We start from the raw sequence: 18,085 nt of genomic DNA, 5'->3' as shown, positions 1-18,085 counted from the left end.
ACTACTTCTTCTCCGTTTCACGTTTATCGATTTCGATGCCTGACAGGACAGCAGAGCCTTGTTTGGGCACAAACCGCAATCGCAGATTGCCAGCGATAGGAATTTGCTCAAGCAGATGCTCCGCAGTCTGCTGGCCCGAACCGTCGGCCGGGTCGATCGTCACGTCGCTGATCACCAATTTGTCTTGCGCGTAAACATCGAAGACTCGTCGGCCTTGGCTGGTAATGGGCGAACTAGAGAAATGCAGCCGCACATCGTAGTGGTGAACCGGATCGTCGACCTCCGGCACCGTGGTCGCGACCAACTGCTCACGGCGCCGGCTCGTCGCAGTATCCGTTTTTGCCGTGGCGTCTGCTTTTTTCAATTTGGATGTTTTAGCGGCTGCCTTGGCCGGGGGTGATTTGACTCGCATGCCAATCCGCAATTCGGTCAGATCCTCCAAGCCCGATGCCAGCACCCAGGGCCGATCCACGCCTTTGACTAGCGACGAGTGATGCTGAAATGGCTTGGCCTCGGCATTGGTTTGGATATCGATGGGAATAGAGTCGGCAGCCATGACGGGATACTCCATCCACAATTGGCCATCGGGTTGTCGGCGATGCCCGGGTGCGCCGAAATTGATCGCCATGCGCTCGAGCAACTGCTCGGGCGTAGCGTTGTTTGCAATCAAGTCAATCGTCCACATATCGATGTCGGGCATGTGGACCAATGCCAACGAGGTTTGATTCTGGTAAGCGCAACTACACGTTCGTGTATAGTCAGGCGCATTGAGTACGCCGTTGGCCACGACGAGGTTCGAAGTACAGCCCGATTTAAAACCACCCAAGTTGCCCGTGCCACCTTCAGTCAACATGTCGTAATACCCGGCGGCACCGGAGCGGAACGTCAGCATGTTTTCGCTGGCAATGATGCTGTTACATCCGTATGCACGCGTGATCTTCCATGGCTGGAGCTCTCCCGTCAACGGGTTCTTGACCATTCGCTGCTTGCCGGTCAGCAAGTGAAAGGCACCCGCAGATTCAGCGTAAGAGTTTGCGTTGGTGATAATCAAATCATTGTGCAGAACGCAGGGCCCCGAGTAGTCCAGGTCTGGGTTCTGCCACTTGATCGTACCATCAGCCGCATGGTAGACGGTCATGCCATGGCCGGTTTCGGACGTCAAGCGATCGCTGGCCTTGGCGCCAGCTTGAAGCAGCAGATCGAATTGCGGCGAATAGCCAAGCCAAGTTCCAAAGATGCCTTCCGCGACTTCCCATAACGTCTGACCGGTTCGGTAATCCATGGTCAGGATACGGTAGTCGTCAGGCTCGGGTTGGCCGCGGCGCAACAAGGCCTCTTCGATGTGACTGGGGTTTTTGTCCAGACAATAGAGTTTGCCACCCCCCGCCACGATGCCGTTGTGCCAGAAGCTATGCTTGGCCATGACCTGCCATAATTGCTTGCCCGTATGGCGATCAAAACCGATCAATCCTGCGCTCGCCGCCCGATCGAGACTCTTCGAACCGAAGCCAGCCTTGTTCGCACTCAGACCTTTGTCCGATTCGAACTCCAAGTCATGCCGCTCGCGATATTTGGCAAATCCCAACCCGCCAACCAGCACGTCTTCGTAGATGCCGATATATCCCCACTCGGCTTGATCGCCGTTGTCATCGTGGGGCAGTTCGATTTGATGCAGCGTTTCTCCGGTCAGCGGGTCGAGTGCCAAACAGGCGTTACCGACCAACATGTAAACACGATCCTCGGTCACGACATAGTTGGTGCCTCGTGCGTTAGCGCCGGGAATGTGGACTTGGTTGTATTTCGTATCCAGAGGCGTATCTTCATACGTCGTATCAAAATAGACGTCGAACGTTCCCAGATCGTCAAAGTCTCGTTTCCAGATGTCGCGGCCCGTGTAGACATCGCGGCAACTGAGGCTGTTCATACCCTGAATATACAATCGCCCTCCGACAACTTGCTCCGGTGGTCCGTGACCATGCCGCGGCAGGATGTCCATATTGCTATTGCCGCCGAACCACAGCACGCCCAGCGGTAGCTTGACTCGGCTATCGTTGGACTTAAGCGTATTGGCCACGTCCCCGTTTTGGTGCGTCCAATCGGCGGAACCGGGCAGCGCTCCGACGCGGCGGACACAGACCCCGTAGTCGCGAACTTCGACCTCTGCCTTTTCCAGCTCCAACGCATCGACGAGCGTCGCCAAACGCTCCGCATTTATCGCGTCGGCACTTTCATCGCTACTGCTATCGGAAGTCAACAGATGCAGCGTGCCTCCATAGGGGCGGACCGTTTGATACAAGCTGGCTAGCGTTTCTGATTGACGCCCCGTGCTGCTAATCTCATCGACGATCTTTGCCACACAATCGGGCGCGATGAACACCATGTGCCCCACGTACTGCGGCGCACGAAACGCAGCAGCCTGGGCATGATGCACCGTGACGCCTTGAATACCTTGTGAATCTAGCTGCCTGCGCATCCGGTGTACGCGCTGCATTTCCGAATCGACCATGGCCAGTTGCACAAACGGTGATTTGCTGGCCAAGCTGCGGGCAATGCCCGAATCGGTGGATCCATACCAAAAAGCATAGCCTTCGGGCGACGAGCTAGCGAGCATTTGCTGCACGATCTGAAGGTCTGCGGCGGTGGTTTCCCAGGCGGCTTTCTGTCCGCCCGGCGTTTGGTCCTGTTGTGCGACGACATTTCCATCGGCAGGTAATTCAGTAGACGGTTCGGTCGCCCGAGCAGGGGAAGTCTTGCTATCGCCAAAGGCCAGCAATTTGCCGTCGAGCGTGACTGCAAAGAGTTTTTCGGAAGCGACTAGCAACCGCTCTACTTGCGCTTCGCAAGGCAATTCAAATACGATCTCAGCCGGCTTGTTTTGGCTGGGCAAGCGAATCGCAGTGATGTGGCCACTGCCTGCAGCGATCAGTTTGTCGCCGGCTAGGATCAAATCGCCGCGTCCATCGGCGGCGATTTCCCAGATTAACTTTTCGTCTGTTCCATAAGCCCGGACCATCGGTTGATCGTCGACCATCTCTGCTGAATAGATGGTACCGGGCGTCAACACGGGTTCGTTAGGCATGAAGGCCGTTTTCTTTCCTGTGGTGACATTAAAGGCTCGCGTTCCTTTACCGCGCGTGTGCACATAGAAGAAATTGTCCGCCGCAGCGACAAACGATCCGCCGCTTCCCTTGCCACCTGCGTTCAATTCGAAGTAGCGTAATTCGCCGGTGGCCCGATCCAAGACAGCGGGAACCGAGCGGCCGCCCGGCACGATCAATTCGTCTTGCGTCGCCACCAGGGCACCTTGAGGCGCCACGCCGGCGAAGGATGGAGCGCTGTGGGGCTGTTTAATGTACTGAGCACCGGTGCTATCGTTGAGCCATTGGATCTCGCCGGACTCTGCATCGAGGGCATAGATGAACGTGCCCATGAAAGGCCAAATGCTGGCAGCGAAGTAGACTCGATTATCACGCACCACGGGACCGCCGCGAGCTGGCCATGCTGACGTGAGCCGTCGGTTACCGATCACATGTTGGGCATTCGGTGCGCCGCTGAATTTCCACTCGAGCGATCCATCCTCGGCGTTAACGCAGTACAGGAAACCATCGTCGCTGCAAAAATAGACTTTGTTCTGCCATCCCACCGGTGGTAAACGCACGGGAGCTTCCGTGACGAACGACCACAGTTCACGACCCGTGTCTGCATCGAGCGCCTGCAATTTGTCTTGATCATTGAACCCGACGAACATTCGTCCATCGACGACGATCGGTTCAAAGATCCGGTCGTAGGTCATCAAGTCAAGATTAAGCGGATCGTCCCAGGCAGGCACGCGCTGTGCGAATTCTCGCTGCCATAGCGGGCTGAGCGAATCGGCAACCGTGTTGGTCGTCGCTGCCGAACGCTGCGCATCGTTGCGCCACATCGGCCAGTCATCCGAGGCGAATGTGGGTAATGGAACATGTGCAAGGGCAGTCGTTACGACCAGCAGCCACAATCGAATGCTGCCACGAACAGAAACACTGGGTGGGGCAGAAGCGTTGGGTGGGGACATAGTTTGGCATCATCCATCTAATTGCATCGACCGAGTAATTGATTGCATCGACCGGGTAAACAAGTCAGACACAGCCACACAGCAGCAAGTTTCGTAAGGGCAATGAAGTGGCGTAAGCTCGGAGCTTACACCGCATCCAGTATAGACGACTGATGGCGCAGGGGAGGGGGGAGGCTCAGCACTGCGGCATACTTTATCAGTAACCGCCCCCATTATGAAAAACAAAACAACCGTGATGCTAAATGGACAGCGACAGCGACTGCGACAACAAACGAGATCGATAGTCTCGTTTTTGGTTCGTGAACCGACGATGGACTTGCTTTTGTGGGGGGGATTCCCAGAGCGTTGACCTGCTGGCGGCGAGTTTTTACGTGCGACTTCGCAGCCTTTTCAACGAGCTCGCCTGTCAAGTGAGTTACGGTGTGAACGCAACGCTTGCCGAATTACGGACTTTCAAGAAATGCCTGTATTCGCTAACCTCCCCAACGGAGAATGGAGGCCCAGTGATGAATGGAGGCAAGGTTCGCTTCCGGTGGGCGGTTTGGATTGATGCGAGACTGGAGCGTTGGAACGACAATGAAGCGTTGGTTGCCTTGGTGTCTATTGAGCGTCGTATTCCTGGTTCCGGGATGTCGCTCCACCGCGAAATCCAGTCCGAACATTTCTTCCGAGCCGGTTACTTCCGAGCCGGTCACTCCGGATGCCCCAAAAGCGAAATGGAAACCAACCTCGTTTGTCGACAGGCCTGAACTTCAAGCCGGAACGGGGGCAATGGATGCGGATGCCGCACTCGAGTTCTCGGCGACCGATTCAGGACTGAAGTATCGCATTCTGCGAAAGTCCGACGGTAAGAAGCCGACGGCCGACGACACGGTGACCGTCCACTATCGCGGCTGGCTCAATGGTGGAAAAGTGTTTGACAGCTCCTATGAGCGAGGTGAACCAACCACCTTTCCCTTGCGAAATGTCATTGCCGGTTGGACCGAAGGACTGCAACTCGTTGGCGAGGGCGGAATGATCGAACTGTGGGTGCCTTCAAAACTCGGCTACGGCGAACGCGGCTCCCCAGGCTCGATTCCTCCTCACTCGCACCTTCACTTCATCGTCGAACTCGTGCATGTCGACTAGGCGTGATTGAAACACGTCTCCCGTGGGGGCAAAAAGGTCAGCATCGGATTCGACACGGCGCACGAATCAAATGGGTCAAACCTCTTTGTTTCAGCGGGAGCAGGCGGTAGGCTATTGAAATGCCTAGATCACCACGAGCCGACGAAGCGGGTGGGATTTATCACGCCCTGAACCGCGCTAACTTAGGTGCGAAGATCTTTCGCAAAGAGGGAGATTTCGCCGCTTTTGAGAAAGTTCTTGGCGAAGCGTTGCAGCTTTACCAGGTTCAACTATTCGCGTACCAAATCATGAGTACGCATTGGCATTTGGTCTTACGACCACTTGTCGATGGCGAAATGGGGCGATTTTGCAAGTGGGTGGGTGGCACGCACACGATGCGATACAATGCTCATTACCACACGACAGGGAAAGGTCATCTCTATCAGGGCCGTTTCAAGAGTTTTCCGATTCAAGATGACGAACACTTCTTCGTGGTTTGCCGCTACGTAGAACGCAATGCTCGGCGTGCGGAGATGGTCGCTCACGCAGAGGATTGGCGTTGGGGTTCACTCTGGCGTTGGTTGCAAAGCCCTGCCCCTGAACCGAAGCTGCTCTCCCCATGGCCGATAGCACGGCTGCCAAACTGGGTTGAACGAGTCAATGAACCCCTTACCAACAATGAACTCAAAGCCATCCGCAATTGCGCCCAGCGTGGAGCACCACTTGGCGATGAAGGGTGGGTCGAATCCATCGCGCGACGATTGGATCTTGAATCCACAATGCGACCTCGCGGACGACCAAGAGTGCGACCATTACCACCTGATGAAAACAAAGAGGTTTGACCCATTTGTTTTTTCCGCCATCGACTACAATCAACGACGTGAAAACCGCATCTACGATCCGCCGCCGAAATCCCAAAAACCACACTCGCGCACGCGCGAGGGTTAATGGCTGTCGCTCGCGCCGAGCTTCGTACCAAAGCCCCGCAAAACGCACTACAAAACTGACTTGCGGTTACGACAACTGCCGACGATTGGAGTCTTGCTCCAGAGACCCTATCGGGTATGTTGACGGGACGTCGCTATACGATGCGTACTTTGTATTGCTGACGGTCGATCCGTATGGGCTGAGCTTTTGGGGCGGCGTTGGAAACATCCTGGTTGGGGCGGGTGCAGGCGCTGTGACCGGCGCAATCTCCGGGGCTATCACCGGTGCAGTCGTCGGATTTGTTGTGGGTGGACCCGCTGGTGCTTTAGCCGGTGCTGGCGGAGGTGCTGCAGCCGGGGCGATCTCAGGTGCAATCGGCGGTGGTATTTCCGCGGGTGTAGGCATGGGCATCTCAGGTAATACCGGCTTCAATCCAGGCAACGCTGCGAGTGGTGGAGCGATCGCGGGAGCAGTTGGCGGGACTGTCTCTGGCGTATTCGCAGGTGTCGGCGCGGGTGTTGCGGCCGGAAACGCTTCCTCTGGATTAACACACTTCACTTCCCCGGGAAATGCGGCGGCAATTACTGGGAGCAATACCTTAGGAACGGGGGCTGGTTCGAGCCTCTGGGCTACGACGGGTGGACAAGCTGGCACTACCGTAGCAGGCAGTACAGGCATTCCAATCTCAGGGGCCGCGGCTGGTGCATTTAGTCCAGTACCAGCTGTTGGCCCTTTGACGGGCTATGGGGCTGCTGCTGGTTTTCAGTCTGCCGGTAGTGGTGCGATTAACCTATCCACCGGAGTGATAACTAATCCCGGAATAAACTCGCAGTTGGCTACTTGGATTTGCGTAGATGTTGGTATCAACAGTGCGATTGGAACGGGAGCAGGTTGCTACACGCCGAATGAATGCCAGAGCAATGAATAGCATTCCGATCAGGTGGTTGGTCAGAATTGAAATACTGCTCCTATCGTTCGTTGTTGTCGCTATTGGTTGGACGATTGCCTCGCCTCATCCAATCACGACCACGGCAATTAGGATTGCTTGCGCATTGATGCCGATCACAGCAGTCACAGTTGCCGTAACGATTGGTTTTCGGTCCATCCCGCCTGAAGCGGGAATCCTTCGTCGAGTGTTGGGTATTATTATTTTTGCTGGCATTGTGATCGGGGTGTCAGGAGCGATGATCTTCATGCTGTTCGGTGCTTAAGGAAAATGGCAGCGTTTCCGTCCTGTCAAAAAAATCCATCTAGAAGCCATCAAATGGGTCGAAGCCATCAAATGGGTCAGGTCTCTTTGTTGGGTAAACTAGGAGTTGCACCGGAGCGAAGCGACAATGAAACGGTAGCCGATAGGCTGCCGTTTTTCGTTGGCGGACAGGAAGTCCGCCACACCTGCGGCACGAAGCCGCCCAGGCGTTGGTTCTTCCGGGCGAGAGAACTGAACGGTGCCATCCATCAACCAGCCTTTGCTGATCGGTCAGCTAAAGACTAAGCTTTTCGGTATCGTACTGGCTCCAACCGCCGCGCCATCGGATACAATCAGAGGCGTGGAAACCGCATCTACGATCCGCCGTCCGACACCGAAAAACCGCACTCGCGCGCACGCGAGAGTTGAGCGCCGTCGATCGCGCCGAGTTTGCGTCGAAACTCTCGCAAAACGCACCGGCAAATCCACTTGCATTTACGACAGTTGCCGACGATTGGAGTCTTGCTCCAAATATCCTATCGGCTTCGAGGGAAGTCGTTGGAATCTGTTCGAGGGCCTAGATGGTAACCCTCTTCGTTTTTTGGATCCCTACGGGCTGGAGTATTGGAAGGGTGTCACTATTGAAACATTGATCGACGAAGATGGCATTCCTGGAATGGGCTGGATTGGCACTCCTCTGGGGGGCATCCGTTACGGCCTGACTTGCCAGGCGTACGCATTAGCTGTGAGGAGAGTTGTGGAAACTGGGTTCTCGAACATGTGAACATTGAAGTTAAGATTTTCTTATTCATTGATGTTCAGCAGATTCGAGACGATGGCGGCGGATGGTTATTTGATGGAACGGATGGGCTATCGGTTTCGGGAGCTTACGGTCATGAGCAACATCATGTGCGACTGATTATCGAAGAGGCAAAATCTCTCCTCCTTGATATCTTGAATCCTCAAAGCGGCAAAAATTTTGGTGAGGGCGAGGCGGGTAAAGCGAGCTGCGAAAGTCATTGCAGCGACCTGAAAAGTAAGGATAAACTGTTGACCAATATCCTGGCGAATCAAGCGGGGCATCAACCTGGAAGACCGCCAGAGGTGGACAATGAGTACCCTCCTTTCGATCACGTGCCGCCACCTCGCAATCCGCTACCCAGCCCATTTCCTGGAATGCGTTAACCTGATTTTTGGCAATAAGATGATTCGGAAGTTTAGTTTTCAGCGTTGTGGTGTTTTTTTGCTGATCGGTTCGTTTCTATATTCTGCAACGCTGCTCGTTGGCTGGTCGGTTGCAGATGAAGTCGGAGCAAAGCAACAGGTTGCCGAACGAACTTTTTCCGCCGCTGTCCCGCTTCGAGAAGATACATTGGATTCGACAAAGGTCTTAGGTTCAGCAGAGAAAAGCATGTTTCGCTTTAGTCCGACTGCTGGCATTGACTTGCGTGGCTATCGTTTACATGAACGTTTCGGCCTCTGTCTTATTGTTGACACAAATCAAAAAGCATCCGTACTGACTGGCGGGCTTCCGACGGACCAGGAAATGTTGCTTGCCGCAGTTTTTATTAGAAATCTGATCGCATCCCGGGAAGGCCTAGCAATTGATTTCCGACTAGATCAGTGGGTTAGAAAGGAACTCTCAATTTCTGATGGTCAAGAGCTACCGCCGAAAGTTCAAGCAGTTCTGGATTCAATTGAAGCATGGCAGAATGAGGGGAGAAATCAAACGGGTCAGGCTTCTTCGCGGAATGACACGCCCAATGCACCGGAGTGAACCTTCGCTTTCATGCGGCCGCCGCGAGGCGGCTTTGCGTCTTGGCGGGCAGGATGTCGAACGCGGGCATCGACCCGCGCACGCTTGATCGCACCGGCGCGAAATGACCAGCGACGACAGGATGTCGTCGCCATCTTCGGCACGATGCCGCCAGCCTTGGATAGAGCTCGATTGCCGAATACTTGCTGCTCGTACCTTCGCCCCGTGCGTCGTGAAGGTGCGTGGACTGGCAGCCAACGAAAAAACTTTTTGGCGTTCGTACTGGCACCAACCGCCGCGCCATCGGATAGAATCGAGGTCGTGAAAACCGCATCTACGATCCGTTGTCCGAACCTCCAAAACAGCACTCTCGCACGCTCGAGTGTGGAACGCTGTGGATCGTGCCGAATTTGGTGCGAAACGACCGCAAAACGTTCCATCGAACCGGTCTGTACTTACGACCATTATTGTGACGCTTTCCGTGTTGCTAAGCGGTGGACCGCGTTCTTGCGAACGCAGCTGCGGATGGGATCCCACGTCGATTAAAACAATGCTCTAGGCAAATTACGGTGTCTTCGGCCCGAAACACATAATGTAGGGCAATATCAAGACGGCACGTCTTGTGGGCTGGCGGCTGCTAACAGCAGCGGATCGTGATTGTCACGCATGCCTTGAAAACAAGCGTCGACGTGTCGCAGCGAATCGGCCACGAACAGCCTGGCGACAGCGTCATGCGTGTGATTGTTGTCTGCTAATTCGTGGTCCCAGCGACTCAGTGTGCAGGCGGTCGCGTACAATTCCATCGCGATCCAAGCGATCCGTTGCAACACGAGTTGTCTCTCCAGCACCTCTTCGCGATGTCGGACCAACGTCCACTGGACGGTTGTGCCGAGTCGCCGGATGGCTTTCCCCAAGCGGCGAGCGTCAGAGCGGAGTTCGGGGGCTCGTACGGGGACGGCGGGGGATCGAAAACGCATTCTTAATGTGTCGCTGGTAAAGTGGCCCACTGTCCCGACTCCTGCCCAAGGATGTCTCCAAGCCTCGCTCACCTCTTTCATACGCATTCCTGGACCGCGCATGCCCGTTAGTGCAATGAACGACATCAGTACTTCATTGGCCCCTTCGCCGATTTGATTGATGCGATGATCGCGTAGCATGCGTTCGAGTGGCAAATCCGTAAAATAGGCGGCGCCACCAAATATTTGGAAGGCATCGTTAACGATCGTCCACAGACGTTCCGTACTCCAGACCTTGAGCATCGCGGTCTCGAGCATGTAGTCTTCGAGTCCACGGTCAATCAAGCCGGCGGTGACGTTGGTCGTTGCTTCCATGGCGTAGGTCCAGGCGGACATCCGAGCCAGTTTTTCTTGCACGAGTTCAAACTCGGCGAGCGGGCGGCCGAATTGACGTCGCGAGCGGGCGTGATCGGTGGCTAAACGCAAACATGTCTTCGCGGCTCCGGTACAGCAGGCACCGAAGGTGGTGCGGCCAAAGTCCAACACCGTCAACGCCACCTTGAGTCCCTTGCCGATTGGGCCGAGAATGTTCTCTCGCGGCACATGCAGATTGTCAAACGCCAACCGTGCCGTCGCGGTGCCGCGAATGCCCAACTTCTCCATCCGCGGTTCGGTGACTTGGAAGCCAGGCATGTCGGGGGTGACCAGAAAGGCGGTGATCGCTGTTTCACGACTATCTTCGATCGGGGTGCGTGCCATCACCGTCAACACATCCGCGATCGCTCCGTTGGTGATGTAACGCTTCTGTCCATGCAGGACGAAGTGGCTGCCATCGGCCGACGGAATCGCCATCGTTTGCACGTTGGAAGCGTCCGATCCGGCCTCGGGTTCGGTGAGTGCAAAGGCGGCCAGCTTTTTGCCACGGACCAAATCGGGCAGCCACTTTTTTTTCTGCGATTCACTGCCGAACAACAGCAACCCACGCATCCCGATCGAATGATGAGCGTTGACGAAAATGGAGGTCGAACTACAACGGCCGCCAATCACCTCAAGCAGTCGGCAATAACCCATTTGTGAAAACCCGCTGCCGCCGAATTCCGCGGGCGCGGTCATCCCTAGCAGCCCTAGTTCGGCGAGTCCGTCGATGACGTCCCGTGGGATGTCGGCCTCGCGATCGATCCGCGTGGGGTCGAGGTGTTCGTCACAGAAATGACTCAGTGCCACGACCGCCGCTTCCACCTCCGCCCGCTCGATGCCCGTCAAGTCGGGGTAGGGGAACACCCAATCGTCGACGAACCGCCCCGCGAACATTCCTTTGGCGACGCCGCTCGCCTGTGGTAGCGAACCAAGTAGTTCTTCGGCTTGCCGGATTTGTTGCTCGCGTTGCTCCATCCGGTCGGCATGCGATGTTGAATCGACTAATCCCATTTTGGTTCTCGCTTTTCAATGAATGCCGCCAACCCCTCTCGCGCTTCTTCGCTATGACGAGCCGCGAGATGTTCTTTGACCATATGGGTTCCGCTGCTTTGGATGGCGTCAGCAAACGCTTCGTTGATCAATTCTTTGGTTTGGCGAATCGTGTAGGGACCCCCTGAAATCACCGACTTGGCTAATTCACGCGCTGCGTCACGCAACTGCGACACGGGGACGATCCGTTGCACCAGACCGATCCGCAATGCACGCTGGGCATCGATCGGATCGCCCACCAAAAATAGATCGCGGAGATCCCCTTCGCCCACTTTGTGTCGAAGCACATTGCAAATCAGTGCAGGCAGCAGCCCCCGCCGTGCTTCGGGGAACGCGAACTGTGCATCTTCGGCCGCAATCACGACATCACACGCTGCCATCAACCCCGCCCCTCCCGCATACGCTCCGCCGTGCACCGCCGCGATCACAATCAGCGACGTCCGCTGCAAGCGATACAGCGCGCGCTCGACCGCGATGGCTGAACGTTCTACCAGCGAAACGTCGGACGCTTCCTTTAAATCCAATCCCGCTGAGAATACCGGTCCGGCACCGCCAAGGATCACCACACGATTGCCGCGATCCCCTTCGATTTTTTGGATCTCGTGATTGAGTTGTTCTAGCAAGGCGATGTTAAGGGCGTTACGACGATGAGAGCGATTTAGAGTCAGCGATACGATTCCTGGCTCAAGCGTCTCCACCAGAGTGAGATTGTCCATCATTTTCCCCTGTCTTCCCTACGAGTTATTCTACGCTTCTGATCTGCGGGTAGCGGCATTTCCAATAGCATTTGGCCCAACGCTTTTCCCTGTGCATCGCTTCGTAATGGTTGACGCAATATGCCCCGGACCACAAAGTTCAAAGCTTGCAGATTATCGAGTTCAAAGCGTTCCACGGTGTCGCATCCCCGCGGCTTTAAAAACTCCCACACACGCTCGGCAGTCAACCATTGTTTCAGAAAATCCCAGTCATCCGGGCTGCGGGCCAGGACCCCCAGATTCGCCGATGTGCCTTTGTCGCCGCTACGGGCCAAGGCAATGTCGTGCAATTGCGATGCCAATGGCCCGTTATCGGCTTTAACCGCCGTGCCGATGGAGGACGAGAATTGATCGGGAGGGAGCATGTCCGGTGTAGCACACTCCTCGATAATCCCCTGCGTCTCGATCACGTTACTCCCCGCCATCGAAGTTGATCGGGGAGTCGTTTCCGTTGTTCCCATTGGCTCGACGTTTGGTAGGATCGCATTGCGGTCGATTAAGCAGGGCCAATAGCGAATCACAGGATGGATACGCGGTCGGCCTTCGGCGTATCCGGTCGTGCCCTGCGGCCCCCCCGTGATCAATGGCATCATCTCACGGGTAAAACATTCCACCGCGTCGCGCGATTCGGATTCGACCGCAACCCGCAGCACGACCTCATGAAATGACGCTCGGTCGACGGGCGGCGCCGAGTGGGGCATCCCAATGCAGTTGCCTGGGGAACCCAAACATTCAATCACGCGTTCGCGCAGATCGTGTCCCGCCTCACGCACCCGTTGCAGCACCATTTCGCCGCATCGAGTTGCCTTTTCAGTGGCATCGCGTCCCACAATCAAGAGCGTCCCCGCGGCGCGATAGCCGTCGCGAACCGTGGCACTGACTTTATATTGAGGAGGGGGCGGTTTACCGAGCGCGCCGCTCACCCGGACACGATCGAGTCCGATCGCTTCAACGCGTAGCGACGAAAAGGAAACGGTCACGTCAGGGCTAAGGTAGTTTGCGGGATCGCCGATTTCGTAAACGAGTTGTTCCTTGACCGTCCACGGGGTCACGCAACCGCCGCTGCCGTTGGGTTTCGTGACCACGCAGCTCCCGTCGTCGCTGACCTCCACAATCGGAAATCCGATGTGCGCCGGGTCGGGGACATTGAGCCAATCGGTGCTGATGCCGCCGGTGACCTGAGTACCACATTCGATCAAATGCCCCGCCACCGTCGCGCCGGCTAAACGATCGAATTCCGCGTCGGTCCAGCCAAAATCATGCTGACATGCCGCGACGACCAAGGACGGGTCGGCCACGCGGCCGGTGATCACAATCTCGGCTCCTTCGGCCAATGCGTTGACGATCGGTCTGGCCCCGAGATAGGCGTTAGCGGTGACCAGCCGAGTCGCTGCTTCGCCCAACGACTCGCCGCTTTCCAGGTTGCGAAACTCGTTGCTTTGATTCTCCAACGCAGCGGAACGCACTAAATCAAGCACGTCATCGCCGCTGACGATGCCGATCCGCAGCGGAGGGCACCCCGCTGCCTCAAGCACGCGGCGACATGCCTCCGCACAACCGATAGGGTTCAATCCGCCGGCATTGGCGATCAAACGGCATCGACCGCCCGCCGACCAATAGGGCACTAACGATTTCACGAGATCAACAAAGTCTCGTGCATAACCCGCTTGCGGATCCCGTTGACGTTGGTAGGCAAGAATCGACATCGAAACTTCGGCAAGGTAATCAAGCGTCAGAAAATCGAGCTCTGGCTCACGCGTCAGCATCTCCATTGCCGCCGCGGTTCGGTCACCCCAAAACGCTTGTGCATTCCCGATTCGAATCGTTTGCGACATGCCGACAATGCCCTGTTATGATGAGTTGGATCCAACGCTCCTGCGTGAGCTGAACCTACAAAAACCGCAATCGAACTTTCCGCCATGCACGGCCGTCAATGCGATGCCCGTTGAACACTGCTTTGCACCCGTTCCCAACTAAACCTGCAACACTCCGGTGCGAAAATCACGGCCGATGGTAGCAGGCAATTGATCCAAGGCGGCCGATAGCCACAGTCTCGTTTCGTGGGGTTGAATGATGGCGTCGACCCAACCGCGGGCGGCACCGTACCGGATATCCGTCTGCTGCTGGTATCGTTGCAGGATCGATTGACGCAAATCGCCGACTTCCTGTTCCGCAAGTACACGCCCATTGCGTTGGGCTTCGCGTAGTTGTAGAGCGAGCAAGGTGTCGGCCGCTTGATTGCCTCCCATGACGGCGTATTTCGCTGACGGCCAGGCGAGGATCAGGGCCGGGTCGTAGGCTTTGCCGCACATTGCATAATGACCCGCACCAAATGAACCTCCGATGATGACGGTCAATTTGGGGACGATCGAGTTGCTAACGACATTGACCAGCTTCGCGCCGGCGCGAATGATTCCCGCTTGTTCAGCTTGTTTGCCGACCATAAATCCTTGGACATCCTGAACGAACACCAAGGGGATTCGCGTTTGGTTACAATCCATCACGAACCGTGCGGCCTTGTCCGCTGCATCGGGATAGATCACGCCGCCGATTTGAATCTCGCCGCTGGCGGTTCGACAACGAACTTTTTGGTTGGCGACCACCCCGATCGCGTGCCCACCGATTTTGGCAAACGTGGTCACTATCGTCTTCCCAAACTCGGCCTTATATTCCTGCAACGAATCGGAGTCGACGATACATCGGAGCACCTCACGCACATCGTATTCGCCTCGACCGTCTGCTGAGACGAGATCGTAGAGGCGGTCACCGATTACCGGTTGTTGCTCGAGATGAGTCTCCGCCGGTTTCGGTAACAGGTCCACCAAAGCACGTAATCGCTTTAGGCAGGAAGGGTCGTCGGGCTCATGGAAATCGACCGTGCCGCTGATCGCTGCGTGCATCGCCGCCCCCCCCAAGTCCTCAGGATCGACCGTTTGTCCAATCGCAGCTTTGACCAAAGCGGGGCCAGCCAAACAGAGCTGACTGCCGTCGGTCATCAGCATTTTGTCGCACAACACAGGCAGGTACGCCCCACCGGCGATGCAATTGCCCATCACGGCGGCGTATTGCGGGATCCCCGCCGCCGAGAGCACGGCGTTGTTGCGAAAGATGCGACCGAAATCGTCCTCGTCCGGAAACACTTCATCTTGCAACGGCAGGAACACCCCGGCCGAATCGACTAAATAGATCACCGGCAAACGAAACTGATTGGCAATCTTTTGCGCGCGGAGCAACTTCTTTACCGACTGAGGAAACATCGCCCCTGCCTTGACCGTCGCGTCGTTGGCGGCGACTAAGACGGCTCGCCCTTTGACCGTTCCGATGCCTGTCACAATCCCGGCCGCGGGAACGCCACCCCACGATTCGTACATCCCGTATGCGGCCCACACGCCCAATTCAAAAAAGGGACAATCTTTGTCCAACAGCAACGCAATTCGCTCACGCACCGGCAATCGACCATGGCGTCGTTGTCGTTGCTGACCGTCCGCACCTCCACCTTGCCGCAGCGTCGCCTCTTGGTGAAGCAATTCGTCAGTGAGGTTACGCAATGTTGCCACCAATCTCTCCTAGGAATAGGACCGTGCGGGCATACTTAGTTGATTCTTTTTCATGTCTGGGCAAACTCGTTCATGAAGTTGCGGACCGGCATGTCGTTGAAGTCGTCTCCGGCATCAAAAAATTGCTCGAGCGATGAGACGCGTCCCGGAGCGAATCGAGACCCGACGTTGACTCGGAATTTGTCACGTAGCTTCGGTAACGCTTCTGCGCGACGGCGGCGGTGGCCGAGGGGGTATTCGACTTCGATTCGCTCCGTCGCTGTTCCATCGGAGAAATAGACTTGGACCGCATTTGCGATCGAGCGTTTATCGGGATCGAGGTAATCGGTCGAATACCGGGGTTTCTCGACGACCTCCATTCGATCGCGCATCGCGTCGATGGCGGGATCGTCGGCTGTGGCTTGTTCGTAGTGATCCGAATCAAGTCGTCCCTTTCGCAGCGCCACCGCGACAATGTATTGGAGGCAATGGTCACGATCGGCGGCGTTGGAGAGGGGGCCCGTTTTGTTGATGATTCGCATCGCTGATTCCTGCGTTTCAATCCGAATCCGCTCGATTGCGTCCCATCGACCGGCGACTTGATCGTGTAATTGGATCGCCGCTTCGGCTGCGGTTTGAGCGTGGAATTCTGCGGGAAATGCGACTTTGAAAAGGATATTTTCGATGACATAGCAGCCCAAAGGTCGAGGAATCGATAGCGTTTCTCCCGCCAAGACGACATCTTCGAAGCCCCATCGCGGTGCCGAAAGGGCGGTGGGGTAGCCCATCTCACCGGCCATGCTCCATAACGCAAGCTGGACTCCTCGACGGGTGGCATCGCCGGCCGCCCAGCTTTTGCGGGTTCCAGTGTTGGGGGCATGGCGATAGGTGCGCAGCGCCCCGCCATCGAGCCAAGCGTTGCTGAGCGCATTGATTACTTGTCGTCGTGTCCCGCCGAGCATACGCGTCACCACCGCGGTGGTTGCAATCCGGACCAAAATCACATGATCCAACCCGACTCGATTGAAGGCATGTTGTAGCGCCAACACCCCTTGGATTTCGTAGGCCTTGATGGCAGCGACCAGCACATCGCGCATGGCTAACGCTTGATCTTGGCGACTGAGATAATCCGCTACTGCTAGAATGCCGCCAAAATTATCCGACGGGTGCCCCCATTCTGCGGCCAGCCAGGTGTCGTTGTAATCGAGCCAACGGATCATACAACCGAGGTTGAACGCCGCGGTGACGGGATCCAAGACGTACGAGGTCCCAGGCACCCGTGCACCGTTTTGCAGCGTCGCCCCCGGTACGACCGGGCCTAACAACTTGGTGCATTGCGGGTAGCGAAGCGAGAGCAACCCACACCCCAGGCTGTCGAGCAGACAGACTCGAGCTGTGGCCCACGCTTCATCGCTAAAGTTTGCGGAAGCACACACATAGTCGGCGATCTGATCCAACACGAGATCGGAACTCGCTATTACCGCTGAAGGTTCAATGCTTTGCATTTTGCGTCCTACCAAAACGTCGGACTGGCCGGAAGACTCCGCATCGCTCATCTCCTTTTTAGCAGATTTGCGGAGGACTTGGTCGATTTCTAGACAAAGCGTTTCGATTCCTTCTCTCTTCGCAATCGAGGTGCTGATGACGGGGATGGCACGCAGCGCCGGTGAGTGAAGCTGTTGTTTTACGTCACGTTTCGTCTGGTCGGCTCCCGCTAGATCCGATTTATTGACCACGACTAAATCGACGACCTCCAAGATGCCTGCCTTTTCCCATTGCAGTTCGTCGCCGGTTTGCGGTTGGATTACCAGGACGACGATATCGGCGAGATCACGCACCGCGATATCGCCTTGACCAATGCCAACGGTTTCGACAAAAATTCGATCGAATCCGTAGACTTGCATCGCGAGCAACATCAATGCCAAGTTTTGTGCGACACCTTGGTGCCCCGAAGCGGTCGACAGGCTACGGACAAAGACGCGGTCGGCGAATTCGGAGTTGACGATGCGGCATCGATCCCCCAGCAACGCACCTCCCGTAACAGGACTCTGGGGATCGCAAGCGAGCACGCCGACCGCTTCGCCACGCGAGGCAAAATGATTCGAAAGGCAGCCGACCAAACTGCTCTTTCCCACGCCTCCGCTGCCGGTCATTGCGATCACCGGTGAAGCATGCGTCGTTGCGCTGGCAAGGGCAGCAATCAATTCGGAGTGCTGTGTTCGCGACGCCGCAAACGTCAACAGACGTGCCAGTGCCCCACGGTCTCGCTGCGAAAGTCGAGCGACGAGGGTCGGAAGGTCGTTGCGATTGCGGGGACGCGGCATCTCGTCATCCGTGCGGT

General features: G+C 56.3%; 12 protein-coding genes. 5 read left to right on the top strand and 7 right to left on the bottom strand.

What is annotated here, in order from left to right:
* Position 1 precedes the first annotated feature (1 nt).
* Positions 2-3,922, bottom strand: a complete 3,921-nt coding sequence (locus Pla52o_RS07825; protein WP_197169084.1) for an outer membrane protein assembly factor BamB family protein — start codon at positions 3,920-3,922, stop codon at positions 2-4.
* 705 nt (positions 3,923-4,627) lie between these two features.
* Between Pla52o_RS07825 and Pla52o_RS07820 the strand changes: the two genes are divergently transcribed.
* The 5 genes from Pla52o_RS07820 (at position 4,628) to Pla52o_RS07800 (ending at position 9,051) form a co-directional block, all read left to right on the top strand.
* On the top strand, positions 4,628-5,179 hold the full coding sequence (locus tag Pla52o_RS07820) for an FKBP-type peptidyl-prolyl cis-trans isomerase (RefSeq protein ID WP_231612168.1): 552 nt from the start codon (positions 4,628-4,630) through the stop codon (positions 5,177-5,179).
* Positions 5,180-5,298: 119 nt separating this feature from the next.
* Positions 5,299-6,000 carry a transposase gene (locus Pla52o_RS07815; protein ID WP_146594013.1) on the top strand — a complete coding sequence of 234 codons (702 nt, stop codon included), beginning with the start codon at positions 5,299-5,301 and terminating at the stop codon, positions 5,998-6,000.
* A 939-nt stretch (positions 6,001-6,939) separates the two neighbouring features.
* Positions 6,940-7,296, top strand: coding sequence for a hypothetical protein (locus Pla52o_RS07810; RefSeq protein ID WP_146594012.1), 357 nt, complete (start codon positions 6,940-6,942; stop codon positions 7,294-7,296).
* Between the two features lie 758 nt (positions 7,297-8,054).
* Positions 8,055-8,459, top strand: a complete 405-nt coding sequence (locus Pla52o_RS07805) for a hypothetical protein (RefSeq protein WP_146594011.1) — start codon at positions 8,055-8,057, stop codon at positions 8,457-8,459.
* A gap of 19 nt (positions 8,460-8,478) precedes the next feature.
* Positions 8,479-9,051 carry a hypothetical protein gene (locus tag Pla52o_RS07800; protein WP_146594010.1) on the top strand — a complete coding sequence of 191 codons (573 nt, stop codon included), beginning with the start codon at positions 8,479-8,481 and terminating at the stop codon, positions 9,049-9,051.
* On the opposite strand, the gene Pla52o_RS07795 is transcribed toward Pla52o_RS07800, so the two are convergent.
* From Pla52o_RS07795 to Pla52o_RS07770, 6 genes are all read right to left on the bottom strand, one after another.
* Entirely contained in the window at positions 9,009-9,470 is a 462-nt protein-coding gene (locus tag Pla52o_RS07795) for a hypothetical protein (protein WP_146594009.1), read from the bottom strand. The genes Pla52o_RS07800 and Pla52o_RS07795 overlap by 43 nt on opposite strands.
* Positions 9,471-9,635: 165 nt before the next feature.
* Complete coding sequence (locus tag Pla52o_RS07790; protein WP_146594008.1) at positions 9,636-11,414, bottom strand: acyl-CoA dehydrogenase family protein; 1,779 nt, start codon at positions 11,412-11,414, stop codon at positions 9,636-9,638.
* Positions 11,405-12,172 carry an enoyl-CoA hydratase/isomerase family protein gene (locus Pla52o_RS07785; protein WP_231612167.1) on the bottom strand — a complete coding sequence of 256 codons (768 nt, stop codon included), beginning with the start codon at positions 12,170-12,172 and terminating at the stop codon, positions 11,405-11,407. The genes Pla52o_RS07790 and Pla52o_RS07785 overlap by 10 nt, the downstream gene beginning before the upstream one ends.
* Positions 12,169-14,043 carry an acyclic terpene utilization AtuA family protein gene (locus tag Pla52o_RS07780; RefSeq protein ID WP_146594007.1) on the bottom strand — a complete coding sequence of 625 codons (1,875 nt, stop codon included), beginning with the start codon at positions 14,041-14,043 and terminating at the stop codon, positions 12,169-12,171. Before Pla52o_RS07780 ends, Pla52o_RS07785 begins: the two co-directional genes overlap by 4 nt.
* 138 nt (positions 14,044-14,181) lie before the next feature.
* Positions 14,182-15,765, bottom strand: coding sequence for an acyl-CoA carboxylase subunit beta (locus Pla52o_RS07775; protein WP_146594006.1), 1,584 nt, complete (start codon positions 15,763-15,765; stop codon positions 14,182-14,184).
* Between the two features lie 50 nt (positions 15,766-15,815).
* The gene (locus Pla52o_RS07770; RefSeq protein WP_146594005.1) at positions 15,816-18,068 is read right to left on the bottom strand and encodes a bifunctional 2-methylcitrate dehydratase/aconitate hydratase; all 2,253 of its coding nucleotides are present in this window, start codon (positions 18,066-18,068) and stop codon (positions 15,816-15,818) included.
* Positions 18,069-18,085: the final 17 nt, after the last annotated feature.

Origin of the sequence: Novipirellula galeiformis (genome assembly GCF_007860095.1) — a bacterium.
Classification (GTDB): domain Bacteria; phylum Planctomycetota; class Planctomycetia; order Pirellulales; family Pirellulaceae; genus Novipirellula; species Novipirellula galeiformis.
Note: the sequence above shows the minus strand (reverse complement) of the source record. Positions and strands in the feature narration are given on the sequence as shown.

Coding starts and splice junctions, on each gene's coding strand:
- Pla52o_RS07825 (WP_197169084.1), bottom strand. CDS start 3,922: ATGTGGCGCAACGATGCGCAGCGTTCGGCAGCGACGACCAACACGGTT.
- Pla52o_RS07820 (WP_231612168.1), top strand. CDS start 4,628: ATGAAGCGTTGGTTGCCTTGGTGTCTATTGAGCGTCGTATTCCTGGTT.
- Pla52o_RS07815 (WP_146594013.1), top strand. CDS start 5,299: ATGCCTAGATCACCACGAGCCGACGAAGCGGGTGGGATTTATCACGCC.
- Pla52o_RS07810 (WP_146594012.1), top strand. CDS start 6,940: ATGTTGGTATCAACAGTGCGATTGGAACGGGAGCAGGTTGCTACACGC.
- Pla52o_RS07800 (WP_146594010.1), top strand. CDS start 8,479: ATGATTCGGAAGTTTAGTTTTCAGCGTTGTGGTGTTTTTTTGCTGATC.
- Pla52o_RS07795 (WP_146594009.1), bottom strand. CDS start 9,470: ATGGAACGTTTTGCGGTCGTTTCGCACCAAATTCGGCACGATCCACAG.
- Pla52o_RS07790 (WP_146594008.1), bottom strand. CDS start 11,414: ATGGGATTAGTCGATTCAACATCGCATGCCGACCGGATGGAGCAACGC.
- Pla52o_RS07785 (WP_231612167.1), bottom strand. CDS start 12,172: ATGATGGACAATCTCACTCTGGTGGAGACGCTTGAGCCAGGAATCGTA.
- Pla52o_RS07780 (WP_146594007.1), bottom strand. CDS start 14,043: ATGTCGCAAACGATTCGAATCGGGAATGCACAAGCGTTTTGGGGTGAC.
- Pla52o_RS07770 (WP_146594005.1), bottom strand. CDS start 18,068: ATGCCGCGTCCCCGCAATCGCAACGACCTTCCGACCCTCGTCGCTCGA.